General features: G+C 37.6%; 20 protein-coding genes. 18 read left to right on the top strand and 2 right to left on the bottom strand.

Translation table 11 applies throughout. From position 1 onward, the window contains the following. Positions 1–532 precede the first annotated feature (532 nt). On the top strand, positions 533–838 hold the full coding sequence (locus V7097_RS18540) for a Uma2 family endonuclease (protein ID WP_335705136.1): 306 nt from the start codon (positions 533–535) through the stop codon (positions 836–838). Positions 839–905: 67 nt separating this feature from the next. On the opposite strand, the gene V7097_RS18535 is transcribed toward V7097_RS18540, so the two are convergent. Continuing rightward, on the bottom strand, positions 906–1265 hold the full coding sequence (locus V7097_RS18535; RefSeq protein WP_335705125.1) for a Lin0512 family protein: 360 nt from the start codon (positions 1263–1265) through the stop codon (positions 906–908). A gap of 342 nt (positions 1266–1607) precedes the next feature. Between V7097_RS18535 and V7097_RS18530 the strand changes: the two genes are divergently transcribed. The 4 genes from V7097_RS18530 (at position 1608) to V7097_RS18515 (ending at position 6885) form a co-directional block, all read left to right on the top strand. Next, a complete protein-coding gene (locus V7097_RS18530) occupies positions 1608–3101 on the top strand; it encodes an ATP-binding protein (RefSeq protein ID WP_335705124.1) in 1494 nt (497 codons plus the stop codon). 236 nt (positions 3102–3337) lie between these two features. After that, complete coding sequence (locus V7097_RS18525; protein WP_335705123.1) at positions 3338–4768, top strand: aldehyde dehydrogenase family protein; 1431 nt, start codon at positions 3338–3340, stop codon at positions 4766–4768. Positions 4769–4893: 125 nt separating this feature from the next. Next, positions 4894–5796 carry an AEC family transporter gene (locus V7097_RS18520; protein ID WP_335705122.1) on the top strand — a complete coding sequence of 301 codons (903 nt, stop codon included), beginning with the start codon at positions 4894–4896 and terminating at the stop codon, positions 5794–5796. An 81-nt stretch (positions 5797–5877) separates the two neighbouring features. Then, positions 5878–6885, top strand: a complete 1008-nt coding sequence (locus V7097_RS18515) for a LacI family DNA-binding transcriptional regulator (protein ID WP_335705121.1) — start codon at positions 5878–5880, stop codon at positions 6883–6885. Positions 6886–6928: 43 nt separating this feature from the next. Here V7097_RS18515 and V7097_RS18510 read toward each other — a convergent pair whose 3' ends face one another. Beyond that, positions 6929–7474, bottom strand: coding sequence for a shikimate kinase (locus tag V7097_RS18510; RefSeq protein ID WP_335705120.1), 546 nt, complete (start codon positions 7472–7474; stop codon positions 6929–6931). Positions 7475–7925: 451 nt separating this feature from the next. On the opposite strand from V7097_RS18510, the gene V7097_RS18505 reads away from it, so the two are divergent. The 13 genes from V7097_RS18505 (at position 7926) to V7097_RS18445 (ending at position 21623) form a co-directional block, all read left to right on the top strand. Continuing rightward, positions 7926–9350 (top strand): aldehyde dehydrogenase family protein, encoded by a 1425-nt coding sequence (locus V7097_RS18505; protein ID WP_335705119.1) that lies wholly within the window; start codon positions 7926–7928, stop codon positions 9348–9350. A 43-nt stretch (positions 9351–9393) separates the two neighbouring features. After that, positions 9394–10386: a zinc-dependent alcohol dehydrogenase gene (locus V7097_RS18500; protein WP_335705118.1), complete on the top strand. Its 993-nt coding sequence runs from the start codon at positions 9394–9396 to the stop codon at positions 10384–10386. A 3-nt stretch (positions 10387–10389) separates the two neighbouring features. Further along, on the top strand, positions 10390–12153 hold the full coding sequence (locus V7097_RS18495) for a thiamine pyrophosphate-binding protein (protein ID WP_335705117.1): 1764 nt from the start codon (positions 10390–10392) through the stop codon (positions 12151–12153). Positions 12154–12235: 82 nt separating this feature from the next. Next, a complete protein-coding gene (locus V7097_RS18490; protein WP_335705116.1) occupies positions 12236–13441 on the top strand; it encodes a CaiB/BaiF CoA transferase family protein in 1206 nt (401 codons plus the stop codon). Beyond that, entirely contained in the window at positions 13442–14389 is a 948-nt protein-coding gene (locus tag V7097_RS18485) for a hydroxymethylglutaryl-CoA lyase (protein ID WP_335705115.1), read from the top strand. Positions 14390–14506: 117 nt separating this feature from the next. Beyond that, the gene (locus V7097_RS18480; RefSeq protein ID WP_335705114.1) at positions 14507–15328 is read left to right on the top strand and encodes a sugar phosphate isomerase/epimerase family protein; all 822 of its coding nucleotides are present in this window, start codon (positions 14507–14509) and stop codon (positions 15326–15328) included. 166 nt (positions 15329–15494) lie between these two features. Then, on the top strand, positions 15495–15938 hold the full coding sequence (gene aroQ / locus V7097_RS18475) for a type II 3-dehydroquinate dehydratase (protein ID WP_335705113.1): 444 nt from the start codon (positions 15495–15497) through the stop codon (positions 15936–15938). 175 nt (positions 15939–16113) lie between these two features. Beyond that, positions 16114–16875 (top strand): IclR family transcriptional regulator, encoded by a 762-nt coding sequence (locus V7097_RS18470; RefSeq protein WP_335705135.1) that lies wholly within the window; start codon positions 16114–16116, stop codon positions 16873–16875. 41 nt (positions 16876–16916) lie between these two features. Beyond that, positions 16917–17825 carry a LysR family transcriptional regulator gene (locus V7097_RS18465; RefSeq protein WP_335705112.1) on the top strand — a complete coding sequence of 303 codons (909 nt, stop codon included), beginning with the start codon at positions 16917–16919 and terminating at the stop codon, positions 17823–17825. Between the two features lie 288 nt (positions 17826–18113). Further along, complete coding sequence (locus tag V7097_RS18460) at positions 18114–19703, top strand: acyl CoA:acetate/3-ketoacid CoA transferase (protein WP_335705111.1); 1590 nt, start codon at positions 18114–18116, stop codon at positions 19701–19703. A 60-nt stretch (positions 19704–19763) separates the two neighbouring features. Then, a complete protein-coding gene (locus tag V7097_RS18455) occupies positions 19764–20198 on the top strand; it encodes a MaoC family dehydratase (protein ID WP_335705110.1) in 435 nt (144 codons plus the stop codon). 41 nt (positions 20199–20239) lie between these two features. Then, a complete protein-coding gene (locus tag V7097_RS18450) occupies positions 20240–21184 on the top strand; it encodes a ketopantoate reductase family protein (RefSeq protein ID WP_335705109.1) in 945 nt (314 codons plus the stop codon). A gap of 49 nt (positions 21185–21233) precedes the next feature. Further along, positions 21234–21623: a VOC family protein gene (locus V7097_RS18445; RefSeq protein WP_335705108.1), complete on the top strand. Its 390-nt coding sequence runs from the start codon at positions 21234–21236 to the stop codon at positions 21621–21623. Positions 21624–21638 lie beyond the last annotated feature (15 nt).

Raw genomic sequence — 21638 nt, 5'->3', positions numbered from 1 at the left:
TTAGTAGAAGAAAAAACATCCACGTGTTGAAAATGGAAAATAAATTCCATGTAATATAATTAGCTAATTTAGCTAGGTTAACTAATGTGAGGTGTGGCTGAAATGATTGTAAACTCAACGGAACTGCAAAACAATTTTCGAAAATATTTAATGCTTGCAGCATAAGAGGATATCATCATTACCCGTAACAGTACAGAAATTGCTAAGCTAACAGCAGTTAAAGAAACAGTAACAGAAAATAATGTACAGCCAGAAATGGTTTGTGAAAAAGCCTCAGAGTATATACATAATGGAAAAAAGTCGACATATGAGGATTTACTTGCATTACAACAGGAATCAGCTGAAAGGTACGAGTAAATAGTTGGAGAAATTTATTTTCTGCTTCTTCAAGAACTGCTCATCAAATAGCTATTACTGAGTTAATTGGGCTCTTTTATAACTTTTTCCAAGGAACAAGTTTTAGACCAATGGTTGCTCCATATGATATTGAGCTAAAAAAATCACCAGAAAATATTAATATCGTTCAGACTTGATGGTTATTTGTGACTTAGAGGAAAATTCAAATGAAAATGATTATTATAAAGGGGTTCCGACACTTGTTGTAGAGGTGCTTTCGAAAAGTACAAGGAGTAAGGATCTCATAAAAAAACTTGATCTATACATGTCCACTGGAGTAAGTGAGTACTGGATTGTGAATCCGGACAATAAAGAAGTAACCGTCTACCTATTTGAGGATCATAATATCGGTAACAGTGCCACCTACAAGAAAAACGAGGCTGCACAATCATTCATCTTTAAGGGACTTACTGCAGAAATTAGTAGGGTTTTTAAAGTGTAACTGGGACACGGGTTTCCGCATCCCAGCATTATTGGGAGGTGGGACAGTGGACCTGTCCCTCTGTCCTTTAGTACCCAACCTCGACTGACGCAACAACTATGTACATTAAGTCATTTTGATCGCCTTTCTCCTCAAGGACGATCCCACTTGTTGTTAGCATTCCTCCGTCCATAACTTCCACAGAGACTTTTCCGAACGGAATAGCCCTTTTAACTGCCTCAATATCTAGCTGTTCTTTATCACAAGGGACCGCTAATTTTACATTAACAACCATATTATCTAAGCTATTTCCCGGTAGCACAGATCGAATTCCAGGCATTGAGTTAAAGTGAATCGCATTCTTCACAGCTCGAACAGCCGCTTTTGTAATGTTTTGACCGTGAACATCAATTCCCATGCCCGTTTCGATAAACATCAATTTTTCCATCAAATATACACCTCGTTATTAAGTTGATAAATCTATTTTACCTTAGAATAGAGTTTTTGATATGTTTAAGATGTTAAAAATGCAAGTAGTAGAACTTCATAAAAAAATACTTGTAAACATAGATCATGATTAAAAAGAAATTAATTTTAATTCTTTAAAAAAATAGTATAATAGTTACAAAATTGCTTGAATGCTCAAAAAATTATGTAAAACAAATTTAGTGCTTAATATTTAGATAGAAGAGAAATGATTGCAGACTTACATAATCTCGCCTATCTTTTCGGCTTTTTTCAAAAGATAAGATTTTTATTTTTCTACTTTCATCGAAAGGAAAGTTGTCATATGAAACAACACACTATTACAGAAAAAGCCAATGATATCAGCCTACCAGATGATATTAATGAACAATTATGGTCTGAAGTACTAGTACGAATTGATCGAAATGAATTAAATGAAACGATTCGTATGCAGCAAGGAATGATTTTCAAATTCAAAAGCATAAATGGGCAATTTATCCACACATTATGTGATGGTGAGTTAGTATATCGTTTAGGTCTGACTCCAGGCCATATAGTAGGAAAACAGCTAATTGATTTTCTTCCCGAACAGAATGTGAAAAGAAAGCTCCCATTTTATGAACGAGCGTGGAATGGGGAAGATCACGTTACCTATGAAGAAGATTTAAATGGAATTCATTATTTTGCTGCGTTACGGCCAATCATACAAAATGGGGAAGTAATTGAGATAATTGGTTCATGTATGGATATTACCGACAGAAAGAAGGCTGAAAAAGCTTTACATGAAAGTGAAAATAAATACCGTTTGATTGCTGAAAACATGACCGATTTAATCATTTTATTTGATAGTCAAGGAAAGTGTATTTATGCATCACCTTCTCATGAATCTGTATTAGGATATCCACCTGAATATTTTCTGAACCAAAATACATTGCATCTTATTCATCCAAATGACTCTTCACTCATAATCAACGGATTTGAAGAGGTAAATAAAACGAAGGCTCCTATGAGGGTTGAGTCTCGCCTTTTACACTCAGGAAATGGTTGGAAATTATTTGATTGTACTGCTACACCTGTACTGGATGAAGACGATGAAGTTGAGCATATCATGGTTGTAGCAAAAGACATTACTGAGAAAAGAAGAGCGGAAGAGCTTTTATGGAAATCCGAGAAGCTCTCATTAGTTGGGGAGTTAGCTGCGGGTGTAGCGCATGAAATACGCAATCCCCTGACTTCAATAAAGGGATTCATTCAGCTTTTTCAGCAAGGTGTAAGGAAAGAAGAATACTTTGATGTGGTTCTTTCAGAGTTAAATCGAGTTGAAGAAATCATTAAAGAATTTCTTTCCCTAGCAAAACCACAGGAAGCTCAGCTTAAGCCAGTAAATATCCCTTCTTTGCTAAAAGAGATTGACACCTTGATGAAATCTGAAGCTACTCTAAAAAATGTCGAGATTATCATCGAAATTGATCAGGATATTCCACTTGTTATGTGTGACGCAAATCAGGTCAAACAAGTCTTATTGAACCTTTGTAAAAACAGTATCGAAGCAACCGATGCCAATAAAAAAGGATTACTGAAAATTACTGCTCATATAGAGGATAATAATCAACTATGCATCCAGGTAATTGATAACGGGGTAGGAATAAGCGAGGAACGCCTCAAAAGACTAGGGGAACCTTTCTATAGTAATAAGGAAAAGGGAACAGGTCTAGGTCTCATGCTATGTTTTCGGATTATAAAAGAACACAAAGGAACAATAACCTTCGATAGCCTAGAGAACCAAGGAACAACGGTAAAAATCAGACTACTAGTTTAAAAAGAGTAAATGAGGCATAAAGCCCCTAAAACTACATTAAATGAATTTTCATTGATGGCACTCTATAAAATAGGGTGTCTTTTTCATGTTTATTCTAATACTTATTTTTAAAGATTATTAAAAGTATTGAAAAAATTTAAAAAATGATATAAAATCGCAATTAAGATTCCAATAAGTGAAACTGGGTTCCATTTTTGGTGAACTCCTATTCACAAATTATTTAGGAGGTTATACAATTGTCAATTAATGTTATAAAGGAAAAGGGTCTTACAGAGGAGCAGCAGATTGAACTTGATTCCGCGATAGAAAAGGCTAGAAAAGCATTAGCGATTATTGAAACATACGATCAAGAAAAGGTGGATCGTCTATGTCAGGCGGTAGCTTGGGCAGTATCAAACAAAAAAACATTTTCACATTTAACCGAAATGGGTATCGAGGAAAGCAAACTAGGTGACTATGAAAGTCGCATGAATAAACGATTTAAAATTAGAGGGATATTACGAGATGCTTTACGCCAGAAAAGTGTGGGTGTAATTGAAGAAATACCTGAAAAGGGGATTGTGAAATATGCAAAACCTGTTGGAGTTATTGCTTCGATCGTCCCTACAACAAATCCAGATCTTACACCTGCGGGATCAGCCATTTATGCAATAAAGGCAAGGGACGTAGTAATTTTTTCTCCACATCCACGTGCTAAAAAAACTTCCATTGAAACAGTTCAGTTAATGCGTGATGCACTCGAGAAAGAAGGAGCACCTGCGGATATTTTACAGTGTTTAACAAATGTCAATATTCCAATGACAAAAGCACTTATGGAACGCGCTGATCTCGTACTTGCAACTGGTGGTAAGGATATGGTAAAAAGTGCATATAGTTCTGGAACGCCTGCCTATGGCGTCGGTGCAGGTAACTCTACAATGATAATCGATGAAACTGCTGATATTGAAGAAGCTGCCCGCAATTCCATGTTAAGTAAGACATCGGATAATGGGTCGGGCTGTTCCGCTGATGGAAATTTAATTATTAGTGATCAGATTTTTGATCAATTACTTGACCAACTCGTCAAAGAGGGTGGTTATATTGCGGACGAAGAAGAAAAGGAAAAACTTCGTAACGTCATGTGGGATGAAGAAGGCAAACGTCTGCCAACAACTGTCGCGATCTCACCTCAACAATTAGCGGAAAATGCAGGTTTTACAATTCCAACTGACCGAAAGTTCATAATCGTTCATGGCGATGGAATAGGTAAGGAATATCCGTTTTCTGGTGAGAAATTAACTACATTAATGGCTGTTTATAAATACAAGGGTGAATTTGAAAACGCTCTCGATATGATGCGATCTATTTATGAGGTTGGCGGGAAAGGACATTCTTGCGGTATATATTCTTTCAACGATGACCATATTCACCGTCTTGCACTTGCTGCTCCAGTTAGTAGAATTATGGTACGTCAACCACAGTCTAAGGCAAATGCTGGTGCTTTTGATAATGGTATGCCTATGACATCCAGCCTCGGTTGCGGTACATGGGGTGGCAATATTGTATCTGAAAATGTTAATCTTAAACATTATATGAATACGACATGGGTTTCTAGAAAGATTGCTGTAGATCGCCCTTCAGATGAAGAACTATTCGGTGATTTTTATAATGCAGAGTTGGAGAAATAAAAGCCTTCTTATAATCTTAGGAAATGGCTAAATGAAGGGTAACTCACAAAACCGGGTAAGATATATATCCCCCGGTTTTTATTTACTAATCAAGTAATTTTAGATTAATAAAGGGGACTGTTGAAATGGATTTGATATTAATTGTATTGCCAGCATTTCTCATCTTTGGGGCCGGTTATATTGGTCAAAAGATGCTTCATCTAAATGTAAAATCTATTTCTACAATGGCCCTTTATTTAATGACTCCATTTTTAACCTTTGAAACATTTTATTCGAATAAACTAAACATCGATTATTTCTATATGTTTCTTTTTTCTATTTTACTGATTATCATCCTCTTAGGTGTAACATTGATTACTGGTTGGATCATGAAAATGGATAAAACTCATAAGTCCGTAATGTTACTAGGCACTCTTTTTCCTAACAGTGGAAATTATGGGGCACCTGTTGTATTATTTGCTTATGGGACTCATGCATTTAACTATGCAGTTATTCTTATGGTTATTCATGGCCTTTTAATAAATTCAATTGGGATATTTATTGCATCCTACGGTGGTCAAAAATCTGCCACTATAAAGAATGCTGTAATGAGTGTAATCAAAATGCCAGTTCTTTACGGTGTTTATCTTGGTGTACTCCTTCAGCTTCTTCATGTGGAACTACCAACAACTATTGTTGATAGTGTTAGCTTAGTAGGTTCTGCTGCGATTCCAACAATCATGCTCGTTCTTGGTATGCAACTAGCCGAGATAAAACCACAAAAATTTGAATATAAGTATTTAAGCGTTGTATCACTTATACGTATGGTCGCTGCTCCGCTTATTGCTACGGTTCTAGTAATCTTCATGCCTGTAAGCGATGTTATAAAAAGTGTTTTTATTTTGTTAGCTGCTATGCCCGTTGCAGCCAATGTAACGATGTTAGCAGTTCAATTCGATGTAAAGCCAAATTTAATTTCATTAACTACATTAATAACTACACTCATAAGTCTACTAACAATCCCATTAACACTCTTTTTTCTAAAATAATTAAACTATTAATCGAAATAATTGATCTCGAAATAAATATAATTAAACCAATTTAAAAATAGGTAAGCTGGTGAATGAAAATTGAAACCAAAAAAACGTGTAACCTTGTTAGATGTTGCGAAGCACGCAGGCGTGTCTCGAGCTACCGCATCGCTTATTGTTCGTGGAAGTTCAGAAATCACTGAAAAGACTCGTAATAAGGTATTAAAATCAATGCAAGAACTCGGCTACGTTTATGATCGTGTTGCAGCAAATATGCGTTCTAATAAGACTTCGACAGTTGGACTAATTATTACTGATATAGCGAATCCATTTTATTCAGAACTGCTTAGAGGTGTCCACAATTCTTTAGACGAGGCTGGTTATAGTGTATTTTTGGGCACAACTTTTGATTTAGATGCAAAGCAGCAAAAGCTTCTTTCTACAATGCTTGAACATAGGGTAGGTGGACTGATCCTTTGTCCTGTTTCAGAAAGCTCAAAAGAAACAATCCAGCGGATTAAACAATTGGATATACCATTAGTTCTTTCAGTAAGGGAACTTGAAAATGTGGATGCGGACTACGTGGGAATTGATTACGTAGTTGGGGCACAAATGGCCGTAAATCACTTGATTCAGAAGGGGCATCAAAGGATTGCCTTCTTAGGAGGCTTTTCGGGTTCTTCTGCATGGCAGAAAAGAAAAGAAGGGTATTGCAATGCTTTAATCCAAGCTGGAGTAGAAATAGATCAATCCCTCATCATCGAGAGCGAAGTAACGCGGGACGGAGGAAAAGATGCTGTTCGAAAGGTACTGCTTAATGAGGATCCACCAACAGCTGCATTTTGCTTTAATGATTTTGTTGCACATGGAGTGTTATTAGGTCTGAATGATGCTAGGTTAATTCCTGGGAAGGATATGGCGGTCGTAGGATTTGACAATGTTCCAGAAGCATCTCTTTATAACCCGCCATTAACAACCGTATCTTCATATGCACGTCTTATAGGCTCCCAAGCAGCAAGTCTTTTACACCAACGAATATTAAATGAAGATCGTGAACAGCAACGGATCATTTTACATCCAGAACTTGTCATTAGAAGCTCATCCTAGAAAGGTAGAGGAGGGACCACTCTGGTCTCCCCCTCTATTCATTCTAATCATACAGCTCCCAAGCTAACTTTAATGATTCGATAATATAATCAGCAATTTCCTCAACATTATAGTTGTCCGTATTTAATTTGGAATGATGTAACGAATATATATCTTTTCTTTCACTAAAAAGTTCTTCGATTTGTTCTAAAGAGCGACCCTGTAATACTGGGCGGCTATCTATCAAAATGTTTATTCTTTCCTTCCAAGACTTCCAAGAAACGTCTAAATAAAAAACAATACAATTTTCTAAACAAATGTCTCTGGTCTCCTTTTGTAAAAAGGCTCCACCACCAAGAGAGATAATTTTTAATTTTTGAGTGCAATAGTTTGAAATAGTCTCTTTTTCCTTTTCCCGAAAAGCCTTCTCTCCTATTAATTTGAAAATTTGGGATGTGGGCATATTGTATTCTTTTTCAATCACTTGATCGATATCTACAAAACTTCTAAAAAGCTTTTTGGCAACAAGTTGACCAACAGTTGTTTTTCCTACGCCCATAAAACCAATGAAAACGATACTCTTTTCTCTTAATGAAATATTATTAATCATTTCGGCACTTCCTATTGTTAGTTTCATACATTAAATGGTTGCATTTTAATAAATACTACCATATGTTTTTTATTTTTCAAAAGGAAATAAATAAAATCATTCTCGATTATTTAGAAAATTCACAAAAGGGTATTGATGTCAAATGGAATGTATTGTAACATGTGGTTAGGGGTTTCAAATTCAGAATTTTTCTATGGTGTATGAAGGAAAAGGGGGGCGAGTTTTTACATCAGGGTTTTTTATTAGTAAAATTAGATCCATCTAATAAAAATTACTCCCAGATCAATCTTTATCTAAAATGAGTTATATATCAAATGTTCAAAGTTATAATGATGTAAGATTAGGATAACAAGTAATATTTATGCGACGGTTACAAATATGGATATTTATTCTATATTATTAGATCGATCTAATAAAATTATCATACAAATTGAAGGTAGGTGTAATTGTTATGCAAGCCCAGCCTTATATAAATGGCCAATGGTTCTTGGTGGATAGGGATCTTATTGACGTGAAAAGTCCTTATTCAGGAGAAGTAATTGGTCAACAAGTATTGTCGAAAGCTGAGGATGTAGAGAAAGCTCTAGCTTCAGCATATGAAGCTAAAAAAGACATTGCAAAATTGACTGCATTGGAACGATCGAAAATATTGAAAAAGGCAGCGACACTATTAGAAAACAACATAGAGAAGTTCGCTAAGCTCATCTCCCTTGAATTGGGGAAACCATTAAAAAACACAAGAGATGAAGTAACTCGATCAATTGAAACATTAGAACTATCGGGAGAAGAGGCCAAGCGGATAATGGGTGAAACAATGTCAGGCGATTCATCCGAAAGAGGGGAAAATGCTTTGGCTATCACATTCCGTGTACCTGCGGGTGTAGTAGCAGCGATCACCCCCTTTAATGCACCACTAAATCTTGTTTGTCATAAAATTGGCCCAGCTTTTGCTGCTGGAAATAGTGTTGTTTTCAAGCCTGCTCCGCAATCAGCACTGATTGCTACAGAATTCTTAAAGTTATTACTTGAAGCAGGTATGCCGGAAAATGCTATAAATATGGTACTCGGTGGTGTTGAAATTGGACAACAAATTGTAAAGGACAACCGAGTTAATGTTATTTCCTTTACTGGAGGAATTGTTGCTAGCAAAAACATTAGTAAACTTGCAGGAATCAAAAAGGTCCTGTTTGAATTGGGCGGTAATGCAGCAACAATCGTCCATGAAGACGCAGATATTGAAAAAGCAGCAAAAATGTGTGTGGCCTCAGGGTTTAGTAACTCTGGTCAAAGCTGTATTTCTGTACAGCGGATTTATGTCCACCAGGCAGTGGTGGCTCCGTTTACAGACCTTTTAAAAGAAGAAGTATTGAAGTTAAAGGTTGGCGATCCATTATTGCCAGAAACTGATGTAGGTACTTTAGTGGACGAACATGCAGCTACAAGAATTATTGAGTGGCTCGATGAAGCCATCAGCTTAGGCGCAACATTATTATGCGGGGGTGAAAGAATAGGTGCAACCGTAACACCTACTGTTTTAGTAAATCCACCAAAGGAAAGTAAAGTTATTTGTCAAGAAGTGTTTGGACCAATTGTAAGCGTTATCCCTTTTGGGAATATAGAAGAAGCAATCGAATGGACGAATGATTCTTCCTTTGGCCTACAAGCCGGTCTTTTCACAAATAAGATGGATATCATTTACCAGGTAGCACATGCATTAGAGGTCGGTGGTGTCGTTATTAATGGAACATCTAATTTTCGATTGGACCATTGGCCGTACGGCGGTGTGAAAAATAGTGGAATTGGTAGGGAAGGCCCACGCTTTGCTATTGAGGATATGACAGAGACAAAAATGATTGTCCTCAGAGTCTCAGAATAAAAGATACATAAATTTCTTACAAAAAGGTTAGAAGGTGAAGAAAATGTTGGGGTTGTTATTGAATAAACCAGGAGAATTAGAATTAAAAGAAATTCCTTCAACCACAATTTTGCAAGACAATGACGTGAAAATCAGATTAATCTATGGGGGCATTTGTGGATCGGATCTAAGTGTTTTTAAAGGACGATTGGCACATGCCAAGTATCCGATTTGTCCCGGACATGAATTGATTGGTACCATCATCGAAGTGGGTCCAAATTCGACTTTCGAAATGGGCCAAAGAGTTGTTGTCATGCCAAATTCGTATTGTGATGAATGTGCAAATTGCCGAAATGGCAGAAGAAACATATGTGAAAATAAAAAATCATTAGGTGTGAATGTAGACGGAGGTTTCTCTGAAGAATTCATCACGTCTGAAAAATATGTTATGCATATTCCTGATGAACTTCCGAATGAAAAGGCAGTACTGATTGAACCTTTTGCTGTTATTGTTCATGCATTGGAAAAAGTTTCGATCACGAAAGACACAACTGTTGCCATTATTGGTTGTGGAACAGAAGGTTTGCTTGCAATGACATTGGCTAATCACTTAAATGCAATCATTACTGGTATCGACATTAAACAAGGAAAGCTTGAAAAGATCAGAAGTTCTTTTCCTCACATCGAAACGGCATTACCAGAGGATATCAAAGGTAAAGTATTTGATATCGTCATTGAAACAGCTGGTGCAAGGTCTTCCTTTGAACAAGGTGTCGAATTAGTAAAGCCGGGTGGCGCAATGGTGTTAGTAGGGATAACTCCAGAAGCCACAATTCCAATTATTCAGGTAGTAAGAAAAGAAATTACTATATTTGGCTCAATCATTTACAACGCACCTTGCGACTTTCAGAAAAGTATCGATTATTTAAAGAATGATAGTTTCAAAGTCGATCAGATTGTTTCAAAAATCTATCATTTTACAGATTACGCAAAAGCGTATGAGGATGCTACTTCAGGTAATTATGGAAAAATCTTATTGAATTTCAGGGAGGTATAAAGGATGGCAAAACTAATTTCGAATTTATTGGTAAAGTATTTGGAGGATCGCGGTGTTGAACATATTTTCGGACTTTGTGGGCATACAAATATTGCCTTTCTTTCAGAATTAGAAAGAAACAGCACGATAAAATTTGTGAATGTTCGCCATGAACAAGTCGCAGCTCATGCAGCTGATGGCTATGCTCGCGCGAAAAAACAAACGGCAGTGCTGTTAACCCACGTTGGACCTGGATTGACTAATGCAGCAACGGGTGTAGCAAACGCAGCGCTGGATTGCATTCCAATGGTGGTGATTGCTGGTGATATACCGTCCCATTACTATGGTAAACATCCTCACCAAGAAGTGAACCTTCATGCGGATGCGACACAATATGAAATTTATCGTCCATTTGTAAAACGTGCATGGCGAGTAGATAGCGCGCATCTGTTCCCGGAAATTTTAGAAAAGGCATTTCAACTAGCTGAAAGCGGAACACCGGGGCCAGTTCTTATTTCTGTCCCGATGGACATTTTTTCAACTGAAATTGAAGAGGAATGGTTTGAAAGACAAAAACATCATACAAAATCACTTCAAAAGCCATCCATTGACGAAGCAACAGCCGAAAAAATCATTTATACTCTGCTTGATGCAAAAAATCCAGTAGTTTATGCAGGTGGCGGTGTCATTCTAGCAGATGCCGCGGAAGAACTTGCGGAATTCGTCAACCACTTTGATTTACCAGTAGCGCATTCCTTAATGGGTAAAGGCGCAGTAGCAGACGACAATCCACTTGTTCTAGGTATGACAGGCTTTTGGGGAACAGAATTTATTAATAAGAAGACTCGTGAAGCGGATTATATTTTCGGTCTTGGAACGCGCTTTGCAGAAGCGGACTCCAGCTCATGGGAGAATGAATATACTTTTGATTTTCCTAAAACAAAATTGATTCAAATCGATATTGAAGCGAGTGAAATTGGTCGTAACTACCCAGTTGAAATAGGAGTAGTAGCGGATTTGAAACAAGCACTAACTGTCTTGAATCGTGTAGCAAAAAAAATTGCTCCAGGGGGCAGTCAAAATGAAGCATTAAAACAAGAAATTGCGATCAATAAACAGGCATTTAAAGATAGCAATAAAAAATTTGAAGAGGACAATTGTTTCCCAATGCAGCCTCAACGCATATTAGCTGAAGTGCGTGAGGTATTGCCACATGATGCGTTTATCACGACGGATGTTGGCTGGAACAAAAATGGTGTGGGTCAACAGTTCGATATATACACACCAGGCACAATCTTTACTCCGGGTGGATTCGCAACTATGGGATTCGGTGCACCAGCTGCACTTGGTGTAAAGGTCGCACATCCGGATCGAGTTGTCGTATCACTTGTTGGAGACGGTGGATTCGGCCAAAACCCTGCACTTCTTGCGACAGCAGCGGAAGAAAATATACCAGTTATTTGGGTTGTCATGAATAACTATGCATTTGGTACAATTGCTGGTTTGCAGAAAGCTCATTATGATACTACGCTTGGAACATTATTCAAGAAAGATGGCAATCCATACTCACCGGACTTTGCAGGGATCGCTCGTGCTTTTGGAATCGAAGGAATAAAAATTGAAAAAGCAGAAGAATTTAAGCCAGCTCTCGAGAATGCCATTGCGTCCAATAAACCATTCGTGATTGATGTTGCCATGCTAAACAATCCTGTTCCAACTGCAGGTCACTGGAACATTATGGACATCTATTCGCCGGATCGAAAAGTACATCATGTTTCTACAAACTAATATTCTATAAAACATAAAAACAAGTCCTATTCTCTATAACTGTAAAAATAGGACTTGTTTTTTACGGAAGGTGATTGATCATATGGCACAGTCGAACTTCGGACCATTAACAGGTGTGAAAATATTGGATATATCAACGATGATTGCCGCTCCTTTTGGGGCAACATTGCTTGCGGATTTAGGTGCTGATGTAACGAAGGTTGAGTTGCCAGGAAGAGGAGATACATTAAGAAATGTTGGACCATGGAAAGGTACTGAAGCATTAAGATGGCCCGGTTTAGCACGAAATAAGAAATCTCTTACACTTGATATTCGTACAGAAGAAGGAAAAGAAATATTTCTTAAACTTATTGAACGAGTAGACGTCTTAATTGAAAATTTCCGTCCCGGGACTTTAGAAAAATGGGGTTTGGGGTATGAAGAATTAAAAAAATCGAATCCGAAATTAATTATGATGAGATTATCGGGGTATGGGCAAACAGGTCCATACAAAGACAAGGCGGGATTTGGTACACCAAGTACAGCATTTAGTGGCCACACAGCTATACAGGGCTTTAATGATCGCCCACCTGTAAGCCCATCATATTCCTTGCTCGATTATATAACTGGAATATTTGTTGCTTTTTCAACAGTAAGCGCCTTATTCCATATCGTGAAAAATGATGAGGCAGAGGGTCAAGTTGTGGAAATGGGTCTTTATGAGTCGATGTTCCGCATGCTAGAGTTTTTAATTGCAGAGTACGATCAAAATCAAGTTATACGAGAAAGGTCTCCGGGGTTAGCAAATCATTCAAGTCCAGCTGGCACGTATGAAACGAAGGACGGCAAATTTGTCGTATTGGTATGTAGTACTGATTCCACATTTGATCGCTTAGCTAAGGCAATGAATAGAGAGGATATGTTAACAGATCCTCGTTTTCACACGAATAAACAACGTTTGAAAAATGATGCTGACGTACAAGTCATCGTTTCTGAGTGGATAAGAGGCTTTACCCAAAATAAGTTATTAGAACAATCAGATTTTTTCGGTGTCCCAATTAGTCCTATCTACACGATAGAAGATATATTCAATGATCCACATTATCAATCTCGGGAAAATATTGTAGAAGTGGAGCATCCTCGTTTAGGAAAGATTAAAGTTCCGGGAGTTGTTCCGAAATTTTCCAAAACACCAGGAGCGATTCGCCACCGTGCACCAGAATTAGGTGAACATAATGAAGCAATATTAGAAGAGTTAGGGTTTTCGGTAGAAAGAGTAAATGAGTTAAAAGAAAGAGGGGTTATATAAATGACATATTTACCATTGCCAGCAAAGGTAGTGATTTGTGAAGTGGCTCCACGTGATGGCTTCCAAGCTGAACAAAATTGGATTCCAACCGATCAGAAGCTTCATATCATAAGGGAGCTCTCAAAAATTGGCATTAAATCAATGGAAATCACATCGTTTGTTCACCCTAAGGCGATACCCAATTTGAAGGATGCAAGTGAAGTTGTAAGAAATTCTCAAGATTTAACGGGTATCAAGTTCCGTGCTTTAGTTCCAAACGTTAAGGGAGCAGAAAGGGCGATTGAGGCAGGGATTACCAAGTTGAAACTAATGTTGTCTGCAACAGACTCACACAGCATATCGAACGCAAATAGTACTACCGAAGAAGCACTTAATAAATTGGAACCGATCATTGAATTTGCAGAAAAAAAAGGAGTGAATGTGGGCGGTTCAATATCGGTTGCATTTGGTTGTCCGTATGAAGGAAAAGTACCAATCAGTCGCATTGCCTATGTATTAGATCGATATAATCAAATGGGAATTAATGAAGTATCATTAGCGGATACGACAGGGATGGCAAATCCTCGACAAGTTTACAAGATGTTGGGTGAATTGAAACAGCAGTTCACGAAAATGACCTTTTCGATGCATTTGCATAATACCCGTGGAATGGCGATAGCAAATGCATTTGCAGCTTTACAGCAAGGAATCATTCATTTTGATAGTTCGATAGCGGGATTAGGAGGGTGTCCATATGCGCCAGGTGCATCGGGGAATATTGCAACCGAAGATCTTGTGCATTCATTCCATGAAATGAATATAGAGACTGGAATTGACCTAAATTTGGCAATTAATGTCGCAAAAGAAGTGAAGCGAATGTTTGGACATGATGGTGGAAGCTATATGCTCCAAGCAGGTCCCAATTCCAATCTTCATATCACACCAGAATCCCAGAAAAAGCTAGGGTAATGGGTAGAGCTTATCTAGTTTGTTTTGATTCTTAATCAAGTATTAAGCATTGCTTGAAATGAAAGCGATTACGAATTTAAGGAAACCCCCAAAAAATAATAGGAGGTTTTTAAAAAAATGACAAAACAATTTTCTTTAGCGCACTTAACGGTATTAGATTCACCACCACCTGAAATGGTATATTTGGCTCACCGAGCTGGTTATGATTTCGTTAGTTTACGTCCCATTTATATGGGATTACCTGGCGAGCCTAATTACGAGTTAGCTACGAATAGGGGAATGATGCGTGAAACGAAAAAGGCCCTTGCTGAAACGGGAGTAAAGCTTCTCGACATTGAACTTGCTCGGATTTACGACGGAGTTGAACCCAATCAATATTTACCAGCAATGGAAATTGCCGCTGAACTTGGTGGAAAACATATTCTTAGCAGCATTTGGACGGAGGACCGAAATTTTGCCATTGAACGATTTTCTGAGGTTTGCGATCTCGCTAAACCTTTCGGATTAACAGTAGAATTAGAGTTTGTACCGATCGCGAGCGTTAATAACCTCGCAGGAACACTGGATATTCTTCATAAAGCTAATAGAGAAAATGCTGGTCTGATGATCGATATCCATCATTTTCATCGTTCTAAGGACAAGATCGAGGATTTGGACTTAGTACCAAGCGAATGGTTCCGTTACCTCCATCTTTGCGATGCACCGGTAGTTATTCCAGATACGAAGGAAGAGATGACACGTGTTCTTCGTGAGGAAAGATCATATATAGGTGAAGGTGGTATAGACATTGCAAGTATTGTTAATAGGATTCCCGAGATACCGTATTCAATTGAATTACCTAACCTGAGAAGATCAAGAGAACTAGGCAATGAGGAATTTGCCCGTCGCTGTCTTCAATCAGCAAAAGATTACCTGAATAAATATCCACGTACTAGTTAAAATAAATAGTTGGCGAGAGGTTAATAGATTACTTGTAAATGTGAAGGCTGTCATATTACTGGATTGAATAGAGTAATTTCTCTTTTTATTTGCCTGAAAATTCTAAAATAAGTTATACTTAAAAGGTGTTTAATTATACTAAATTCAATTGTTAGGGGAAGAAAAGATGAAAAAAATTCTGATGCTACATGGAATTAATCATAATATGTTTGGAAAGAGAGATCCTGTTCAATATGGTACGGCAACTTTAGAGGAAATTGATGCGGGACTGAAAGAACTAGCAAATGAACTTGGAGTTGAGATTGAAAGCTTCCAGACCAATCATGAAGGTGAAATGTGCGAAAGAATCCATAGGGCTTATCTTGAAAATAAGGACGCTGTGATCATAAATGCAGGCGCATGGACACATTATAGTTATGGATTAAGAGATGCTCTAGCAATACTTGAAGTACCAATCATTGAGATTCACATGTCTAATATCCATGCACGGGAAGAGTTCAGACATAAGTCTGTCTTTGCGGAAATTGCAAATGGTCAAATTTGTGGCTTTGGAATCGACAGCTACTATCTTGGTTTACGTGCGGCTGTATCTTTGATTGACGATAATTAATTTTTTTGAGTTTTAGATAGAGGCATTAGTCCAAACTTTTTAGTAAGTTGTAGTCACTACATTTATCACAAAATTTGGAGTGATGCCTTATTTAAGTATTCTTGAACTTCTTTTGAGATAGCTATTATAAGTTGAATTCATGGATACAAATTTTATTTAGAGGCGCTGATTTTTGATGAACCCAACAGAACAAGAAAAAGGAATTCGTTCATTGCAAAGAGCTATAGATATATTAAATTGCTTTACAATGGAAGAAAATGAACTTTCACTCACAGAAATATCGAAAAAGATTAATCTCGCTAAATCCACCGTTATTCGATTACTTTATACGTTAGAGTTGAATAACTATGTTGAGCGGGACCCTGCAACATTTAAGTATAGGCTAGGTAAACAGTTGTACTTTATTGGCAACCTTGCGGGGCGATCAATAGAAATTCGCTCAGTTGCAAAAGCAACGATGGAAAGACTTCGAGATCAAACAAGGGAAACGGTTAACTTATACGTATTAGAAAAAGAAAGTAGAATATGTATTCAACAATTTGAAAGCTTACAGTCTGTCAAACATACTGTAAGAATTGGGGAAAAATTGCCTCTCACATTAGGTGCAACCGGAAAGGTGTTACTGGCATATCAATCCGATGATTTTATTGAAAAAATATACATTCTTGAAAATCCGAAAAAAAGCAAAGCAGATTTTAAAAAAGAACTCAGACAAATTGTTGATGAGCGATTTGCGAAAAGTATAGATGAACGAGAAGTAGGATCATCAGCTATTGCCACGCCAATAATTGATGTGAATGGCAATGTAATTGCTGCGTTATCAATATCAGGACCAACAGTAAGATTTGAGGAAAAAGTTATTTCTAAATTTAAAAAACAACTAATTGATGGTGGAAAAGAGATTTCAGCTAATCTTGGATTTATGACTGAGATTTAAAACATCAGCTATTTTGCTGGTTGATGTTAGGGGGACTCAAAGTGGATTTTCAACAACTTCATAATTATCTAGTATTATCAGAAGTTAAAAATGTAACAAAAGCTGCAAAGATGCTATCCCTTACGCAATCCGCATTAAGTAAGTCTATTGCCAGATTGGAAGAAGATATAGGGGTTCCGTTATTTGAACGAAACTCACGGGGAGTGCGTTTAAATACCTATGGCAACATTTTTCTTGAGCACGCCAATCGAGCGATTCAAGAAATGACTGATGCCCAGGAAAAGATACATAAAATGGTTGATCCCTCCAAAGGTATGGTTTCATTTGGTTTTATTCCGTCATTACGTCCAAGTTTTGTTCCTAATTTAATTCGACTTTTCTTACAAGAATCTCCGGGTGTAAGATTTCAATTATCTCAAGGCGTTACTGGAGAAATTATACGTCAATTAGAAACTACAGAAGTGGATCTTGTCTTTTGCTCACCTCAAGATAAGGTTGAAAATATAAGTTCTATTTCAATTATTAACGAAGAGCTTTTTTTGGTAGTTCCGAAAGATCATCCATTATCCGATAGAAAGCTAGTTGACTTATCAGAAGTAGCCAATGATCCTTTTGTCCACTATCATAAAGACCTGCCGTTAAGTCATGTTATTGATAAATTTTGTCAAGAGGCTGGATTCCTTCCAAAAGTGGAGATAGAAGGTTCCGAGGATGAGATTATTTGTGGACTTGTTGCAGCAAACTGTGGAGTTGCGCTTATCCCATATACTCCTAGCATTGATATGACGAAAGTTTCTATGCTTCGAATTCGAAAACCACATTGTAGTAGAGTAATAGAAATGGCATGGCGAACTAATAGTTATATGTCACCAGCAGTTGAACAATTTAAGAATTTTGTTATTAAAAATATTCCAAATTTCAATAATAGAAAGTCCATATACTTTAAATAGTATTCGATGAGTGGGGCTAGGAAATTAATTAATTATATATTTTTTGGGAAATCCGGAGAGACATTTTGCTTCGGATTTTTTGTCTTGGGAAAGTAAGGACCTATTGGTTAAATGAAAATTGTTACAAAATGGTTTATCAAATATCTTAATAATGCCAGTAATTCCAATTGTTCATAGATCCCAGTAATTATATTCATTTTTCATTTTTAAACAACCAAGATAAACTGGAATTAGTAGAAAACTGAATATTCAAGAGATTAGCAAAATGCCAATTTCAGGGGGAGCATTATGAAACTTACTAATAGGAGAAAGAGCACTGTGAAAATATTGACTCCGGAAGAAGCTGTAAATTTGATTCCTTCTGGTGTGACTATCGCTTTCCTCGGTGCAGGTGGAGGAATTACTGAACCGACTGCTGTTATTGAAGCGTTGGCAAAGCGGTATCAAGATACAAAAGAACCGCGTGATTTAACGTATTATTTTTCGACTGGTCTAGGAAATCGTGGTGACAGGGGAATATCGCCACTTGCCCAATCTGGAATGGTTAAGAGAGCGATTGGAGGACACTGGGATCAATCGCCCCGTCTTGCAGAAATGGTCGCCAAGAATGAAATCGAGGGTTACAATTTTCCAATGGGCGTCATGAGTCAATTATTGCGTGCAGCTGCGGCAGGACAGCCGGGGATTCTCACACATGTCGGATTAGGTACATATATCGACCCGAGACAAAGCGGTGGGAGATTAAACGAACGTACAACGGAAGAGTTAATTAAGCTGATGAACATAAATGGTCATGACTGGTTATTTTATCCAACTATTTGTCCAGATGTAGCCCTTATACGAGGGACAACGGCTGATACCGATGGCTATATTACGATGGAAGATGAAATTACATTTCTGGATATTTTGCCAATGGCACAAGCGGTAAAAAATAATGGAGGACTTGTTATTGCACAAGTACAGCGATTGGTAAAGGCACGGACACTTCATCCTAAGGATGTTAAAGTACCCGGATTTCTTGTTGATGCCGTAGTGGTTGTTCCAGAACAGCCCCAATTATACGTTGGTGGAGTTAATCGCTTTATGTCTGGGGATTTTATTGCTGAAACGGGTGAAATTACGATTCCTCCTCTGGACCAACGTAAAGTCATTGCACGCCGGGCTCTATTTGAAATAAAGCCTGGGGATGTAGGAAATGTGGGCGTAGGTATTTCAGATGGTATTGGTGTTATTGCCCAAGAAGAGGGTGTGAGTGAGGATTTTACGCTAACAGTGGAGACAGGACCAATCGGTGGGGTAACTTCACAAGGAATCTTTTTTGGAGCCAGTGTAAACAACAGGGCAGTCATAGATATGGCTTCGCAGTTTGATTTCTATGATGGAGGAGGATTGGATGTCTGTTTCCTTAGCTTTGCGGAAGTCGACGAGGCTGGTAATGTCAACGTATCCCGTTTCAATGGCAAAATTGTTGGGACGGGTGGTTTTATCAACATTACATCTAAAAGTAAGAAGATTATTTTTAGTGGCACGCTTACTGCTGGGGGATTAAAAACAGAGATAAATAATGGTAGTGTGCAAATTGTGAAAGAAGGTCGGTTCAAAAAGTTTGTGCCACAAGTAGACGAAATCACATTTAATGGAAAAGTTGCGATAGAAGAAGAAAAAGAAGTTCTTTATATCACAGAACGTGGGGTATTTAGACTGAAAACACAAGGGTTGGAATTATGCGAAATTGCTCCAGGAATGGATATTGAACGTGATATTTTTGCGCATATGGGCTTCAGACCTCTAGTTGCTAATGATTTAAAAGTAATGGATACACGCTTGTTTTTACCTGAACCAATGGGGATTTTGAATGAATGGATGGAGAAGTATTAATTACAGGTTTTATATCAGCAGTTATAAATACTTAAGGTAAAGTAGAAAAGAGGAGAAGCTATGAATAATCAAATACCATTTCAAATTGGGGACACAGTTTCATATACGAAAACGATTAGCGAATCAGATGTATATTTGTTTGCAGGTATAACGGGAGATTTTAGTCAAATGCATATGAATGAGGAATTCATGAAAAATACTCCATATAAAAAGAGAATTGCCCACGGGGTACTAGTATTTGCATTAGGCTCTACGGCCTCTACGCTTATTCAAGTTCAAGCTCGATCAGAAATGCCTAGTGTTTCATATGGTTATGATCGGCTTCGATTTACTAATCCGGTGTTTTTTGGAGATACTTTAACTGCTCACTATACTATTGTAAATATTGATGAAGAAAACTTGAAATCATACGCAAAAGTCGAGGTATACAATCAAAAAGGTGATCTCTGTGTAATAGCTCAACACATTCTAAAATTCTTCACAATTGAGAAATGAGACAGAAAGGTAAGTAAGATGGGATGGGGTGATAGGAAGATATGAAGATTTGTATATTAGGAGCAGGTTCATTAGGGAGCGCAATTGGAGGAACATTAGCAGAAGCTGGAATGGAGGTGATTTTAGTCAATCATCGTCAAGATTATGTCGACACTATTAATTCCAAAGGCCTTATAATTACAGATGGAACGACTGAACGGCTAGTAAAAGCGCAGGCCAGACGGAAATGTGAAGGAATTGGTCCAGTAGACTTGCTAATTATACTTGTAAAATCATTTCATACAAAGCAAGCAATTGAAAATGCAAAAGGGCTCATAGGAGATAAAACAATAGTTATGTCATTGCAAAACGGTCTTGGTAATGAGGAAACCATCGCTGAAGTTATTGGAAAAGAGCGTATCCTGGCAGGAAAAACATATGTAGGTGGTGTTTTGTTAGGACCAGGAAGGGTTCTTGCCGGCACCCAAAATAAATACACTTACATTGGGGAACTAGATGGTAGCATTACAGATAGAGTGACTCAAGTTGCAAAATTGTTTTCGAAAGCGGGATTGTTAACTGTAGTAAGTCATAATATTATGGGAATTCTTTGGGACAAATTATTAATCAATACTGCCACGGGTGCATTGTCAGGTATTACAAGGCTAACATATGGTAACTTGTATAAGGTATCTGAAATTAAGGAGTGTGCATTCGAAGCAATTGCAGAAGGAATCGCCGTTGCAAAAGCCAACGGTATAGTCCTGGCAACCGAGAATCCGGAAGAAATTTGGTTAAAAGCTGCTGAAGGTTTACCTGCAGACTTCAAAACTTCCACTCTACAAAGTCTAGAAAAAATGTCGGTAACTGAAATTGATTACATTAATGGTGCAATAGTCAGATACGGCAAAAAATGTAATATTCCAACGCCTGTTAATCAATCATTAGTAGCTTCTATTAAGGGAATTGAATACCAGCTAAAGAACGTTGAAGGACTAGTAGATTAGGAAGTTACCAAAAAATTAGACACTGTAAATGATAAGGAGTGATAAGGTTTTGAGTTATCATAAAAGATCTTACATTGAGCATACAGCATTTTGTGTAAAAGACATCCTCTGGCATATTCGATTCTTTAGGGAAGCACTAGGAATGAAAGTCGTTAATATGGAAGGATCAGAAGCAAACCCGACACAGGTTTGGTTACAAGGTGGTCTTCAGATAATCTCAGCCCTTGATTTTGAAAAATCTGAGGGGCAATTGACCCATATTGCGATTATGACAGAGGATTTGGAATCCGCACTCCAAGAGGTGTATAACTGGAGCGTAACAGAGTCACATAAGGGACGTAATTGGGTTCAACTACCTGAAGGTCTTGTACTTGAATTGATTCAGGCAAAAAGGAATTCAGTTGAAAAATTACTAGAAATAGATGTCAGTTATATGTAATAAACAAGCCAAAAG

The organism is Bacillus sp. JJ1562 (genome assembly GCF_036962705.1).
Lineage (GTDB): Bacteria > Bacillota > Bacilli > Bacillales > Bacillaceae_L > Ferdinandcohnia.
This window is presented reverse-complemented; position numbering and strand designations above follow the sequence as displayed.

Bases quoted from the DNA above. Each gene is read 5' to 3' on its own strand.
- V7097_RS18500 (WP_335705118.1), top strand. From the start codon at position 9,394: ATGTTGGGGTTGTTATTGAATAAACCAGGAGAATTAGAATTAAAAGAA.
- V7097_RS18485 (WP_335705115.1), top strand. From the start codon at position 13,442: ATGACATATTTACCATTGCCAGCAAAGGTAGTGATTTGTGAAGTGGCT.
- V7097_RS18535 (WP_335705125.1), bottom strand. From the start codon at position 1,265: ATGGAAAAATTGATGTTTATCGAAACGGGCATGGGAATTGATGTTCAC.
- V7097_RS18540 (WP_335705136.1), top strand. From the start codon at position 533: ATGGTTATTTGTGACTTAGAGGAAAATTCAAATGAAAATGATTATTAT.
- V7097_RS18460 (WP_335705111.1), top strand. From the start codon at position 18,114: ATGAAACTTACTAATAGGAGAAAGAGCACTGTGAAAATATTGACTCCG.
- V7097_RS18510 (WP_335705120.1), bottom strand. From the start codon at position 7,474: ATGATTAATAATATTTCATTAAGAGAAAAGAGTATCGTTTTCATTGGT.
- V7097_RS18450 (WP_335705109.1), top strand. From the start codon at position 20,240: ATGAAGATTTGTATATTAGGAGCAGGTTCATTAGGGAGCGCAATTGGA.
- V7097_RS18505 (WP_335705119.1), top strand. From the start codon at position 7,926: ATGCAAGCCCAGCCTTATATAAATGGCCAATGGTTCTTGGTGGATAGG.
- V7097_RS18530 (WP_335705124.1), top strand. From the start codon at position 1,608: ATGAAACAACACACTATTACAGAAAAAGCCAATGATATCAGCCTACCA.
- V7097_RS18495 (WP_335705117.1), top strand. From the start codon at position 10,390: ATGGCAAAACTAATTTCGAATTTATTGGTAAAGTATTTGGAGGATCGC.
- aroQ (WP_335705113.1), top strand. From the start codon at position 15,495: ATGAAAAAAATTCTGATGCTACATGGAATTAATCATAATATGTTTGGA.
- V7097_RS18470 (WP_335705135.1), top strand. From the start codon at position 16,114: ATGAACCCAACAGAACAAGAAAAAGGAATTCGTTCATTGCAAAGAGCT.
- V7097_RS18490 (WP_335705116.1), top strand. From the start codon at position 12,236: ATGGCACAGTCGAACTTCGGACCATTAACAGGTGTGAAAATATTGGAT.
- V7097_RS18480 (WP_335705114.1), top strand. From the start codon at position 14,507: ATGACAAAACAATTTTCTTTAGCGCACTTAACGGTATTAGATTCACCA.
- V7097_RS18520 (WP_335705122.1), top strand. From the start codon at position 4,894: ATGGATTTGATATTAATTGTATTGCCAGCATTTCTCATCTTTGGGGCC.
- V7097_RS18455 (WP_335705110.1), top strand. From the start codon at position 19,764: ATGAATAATCAAATACCATTTCAAATTGGGGACACAGTTTCATATACG.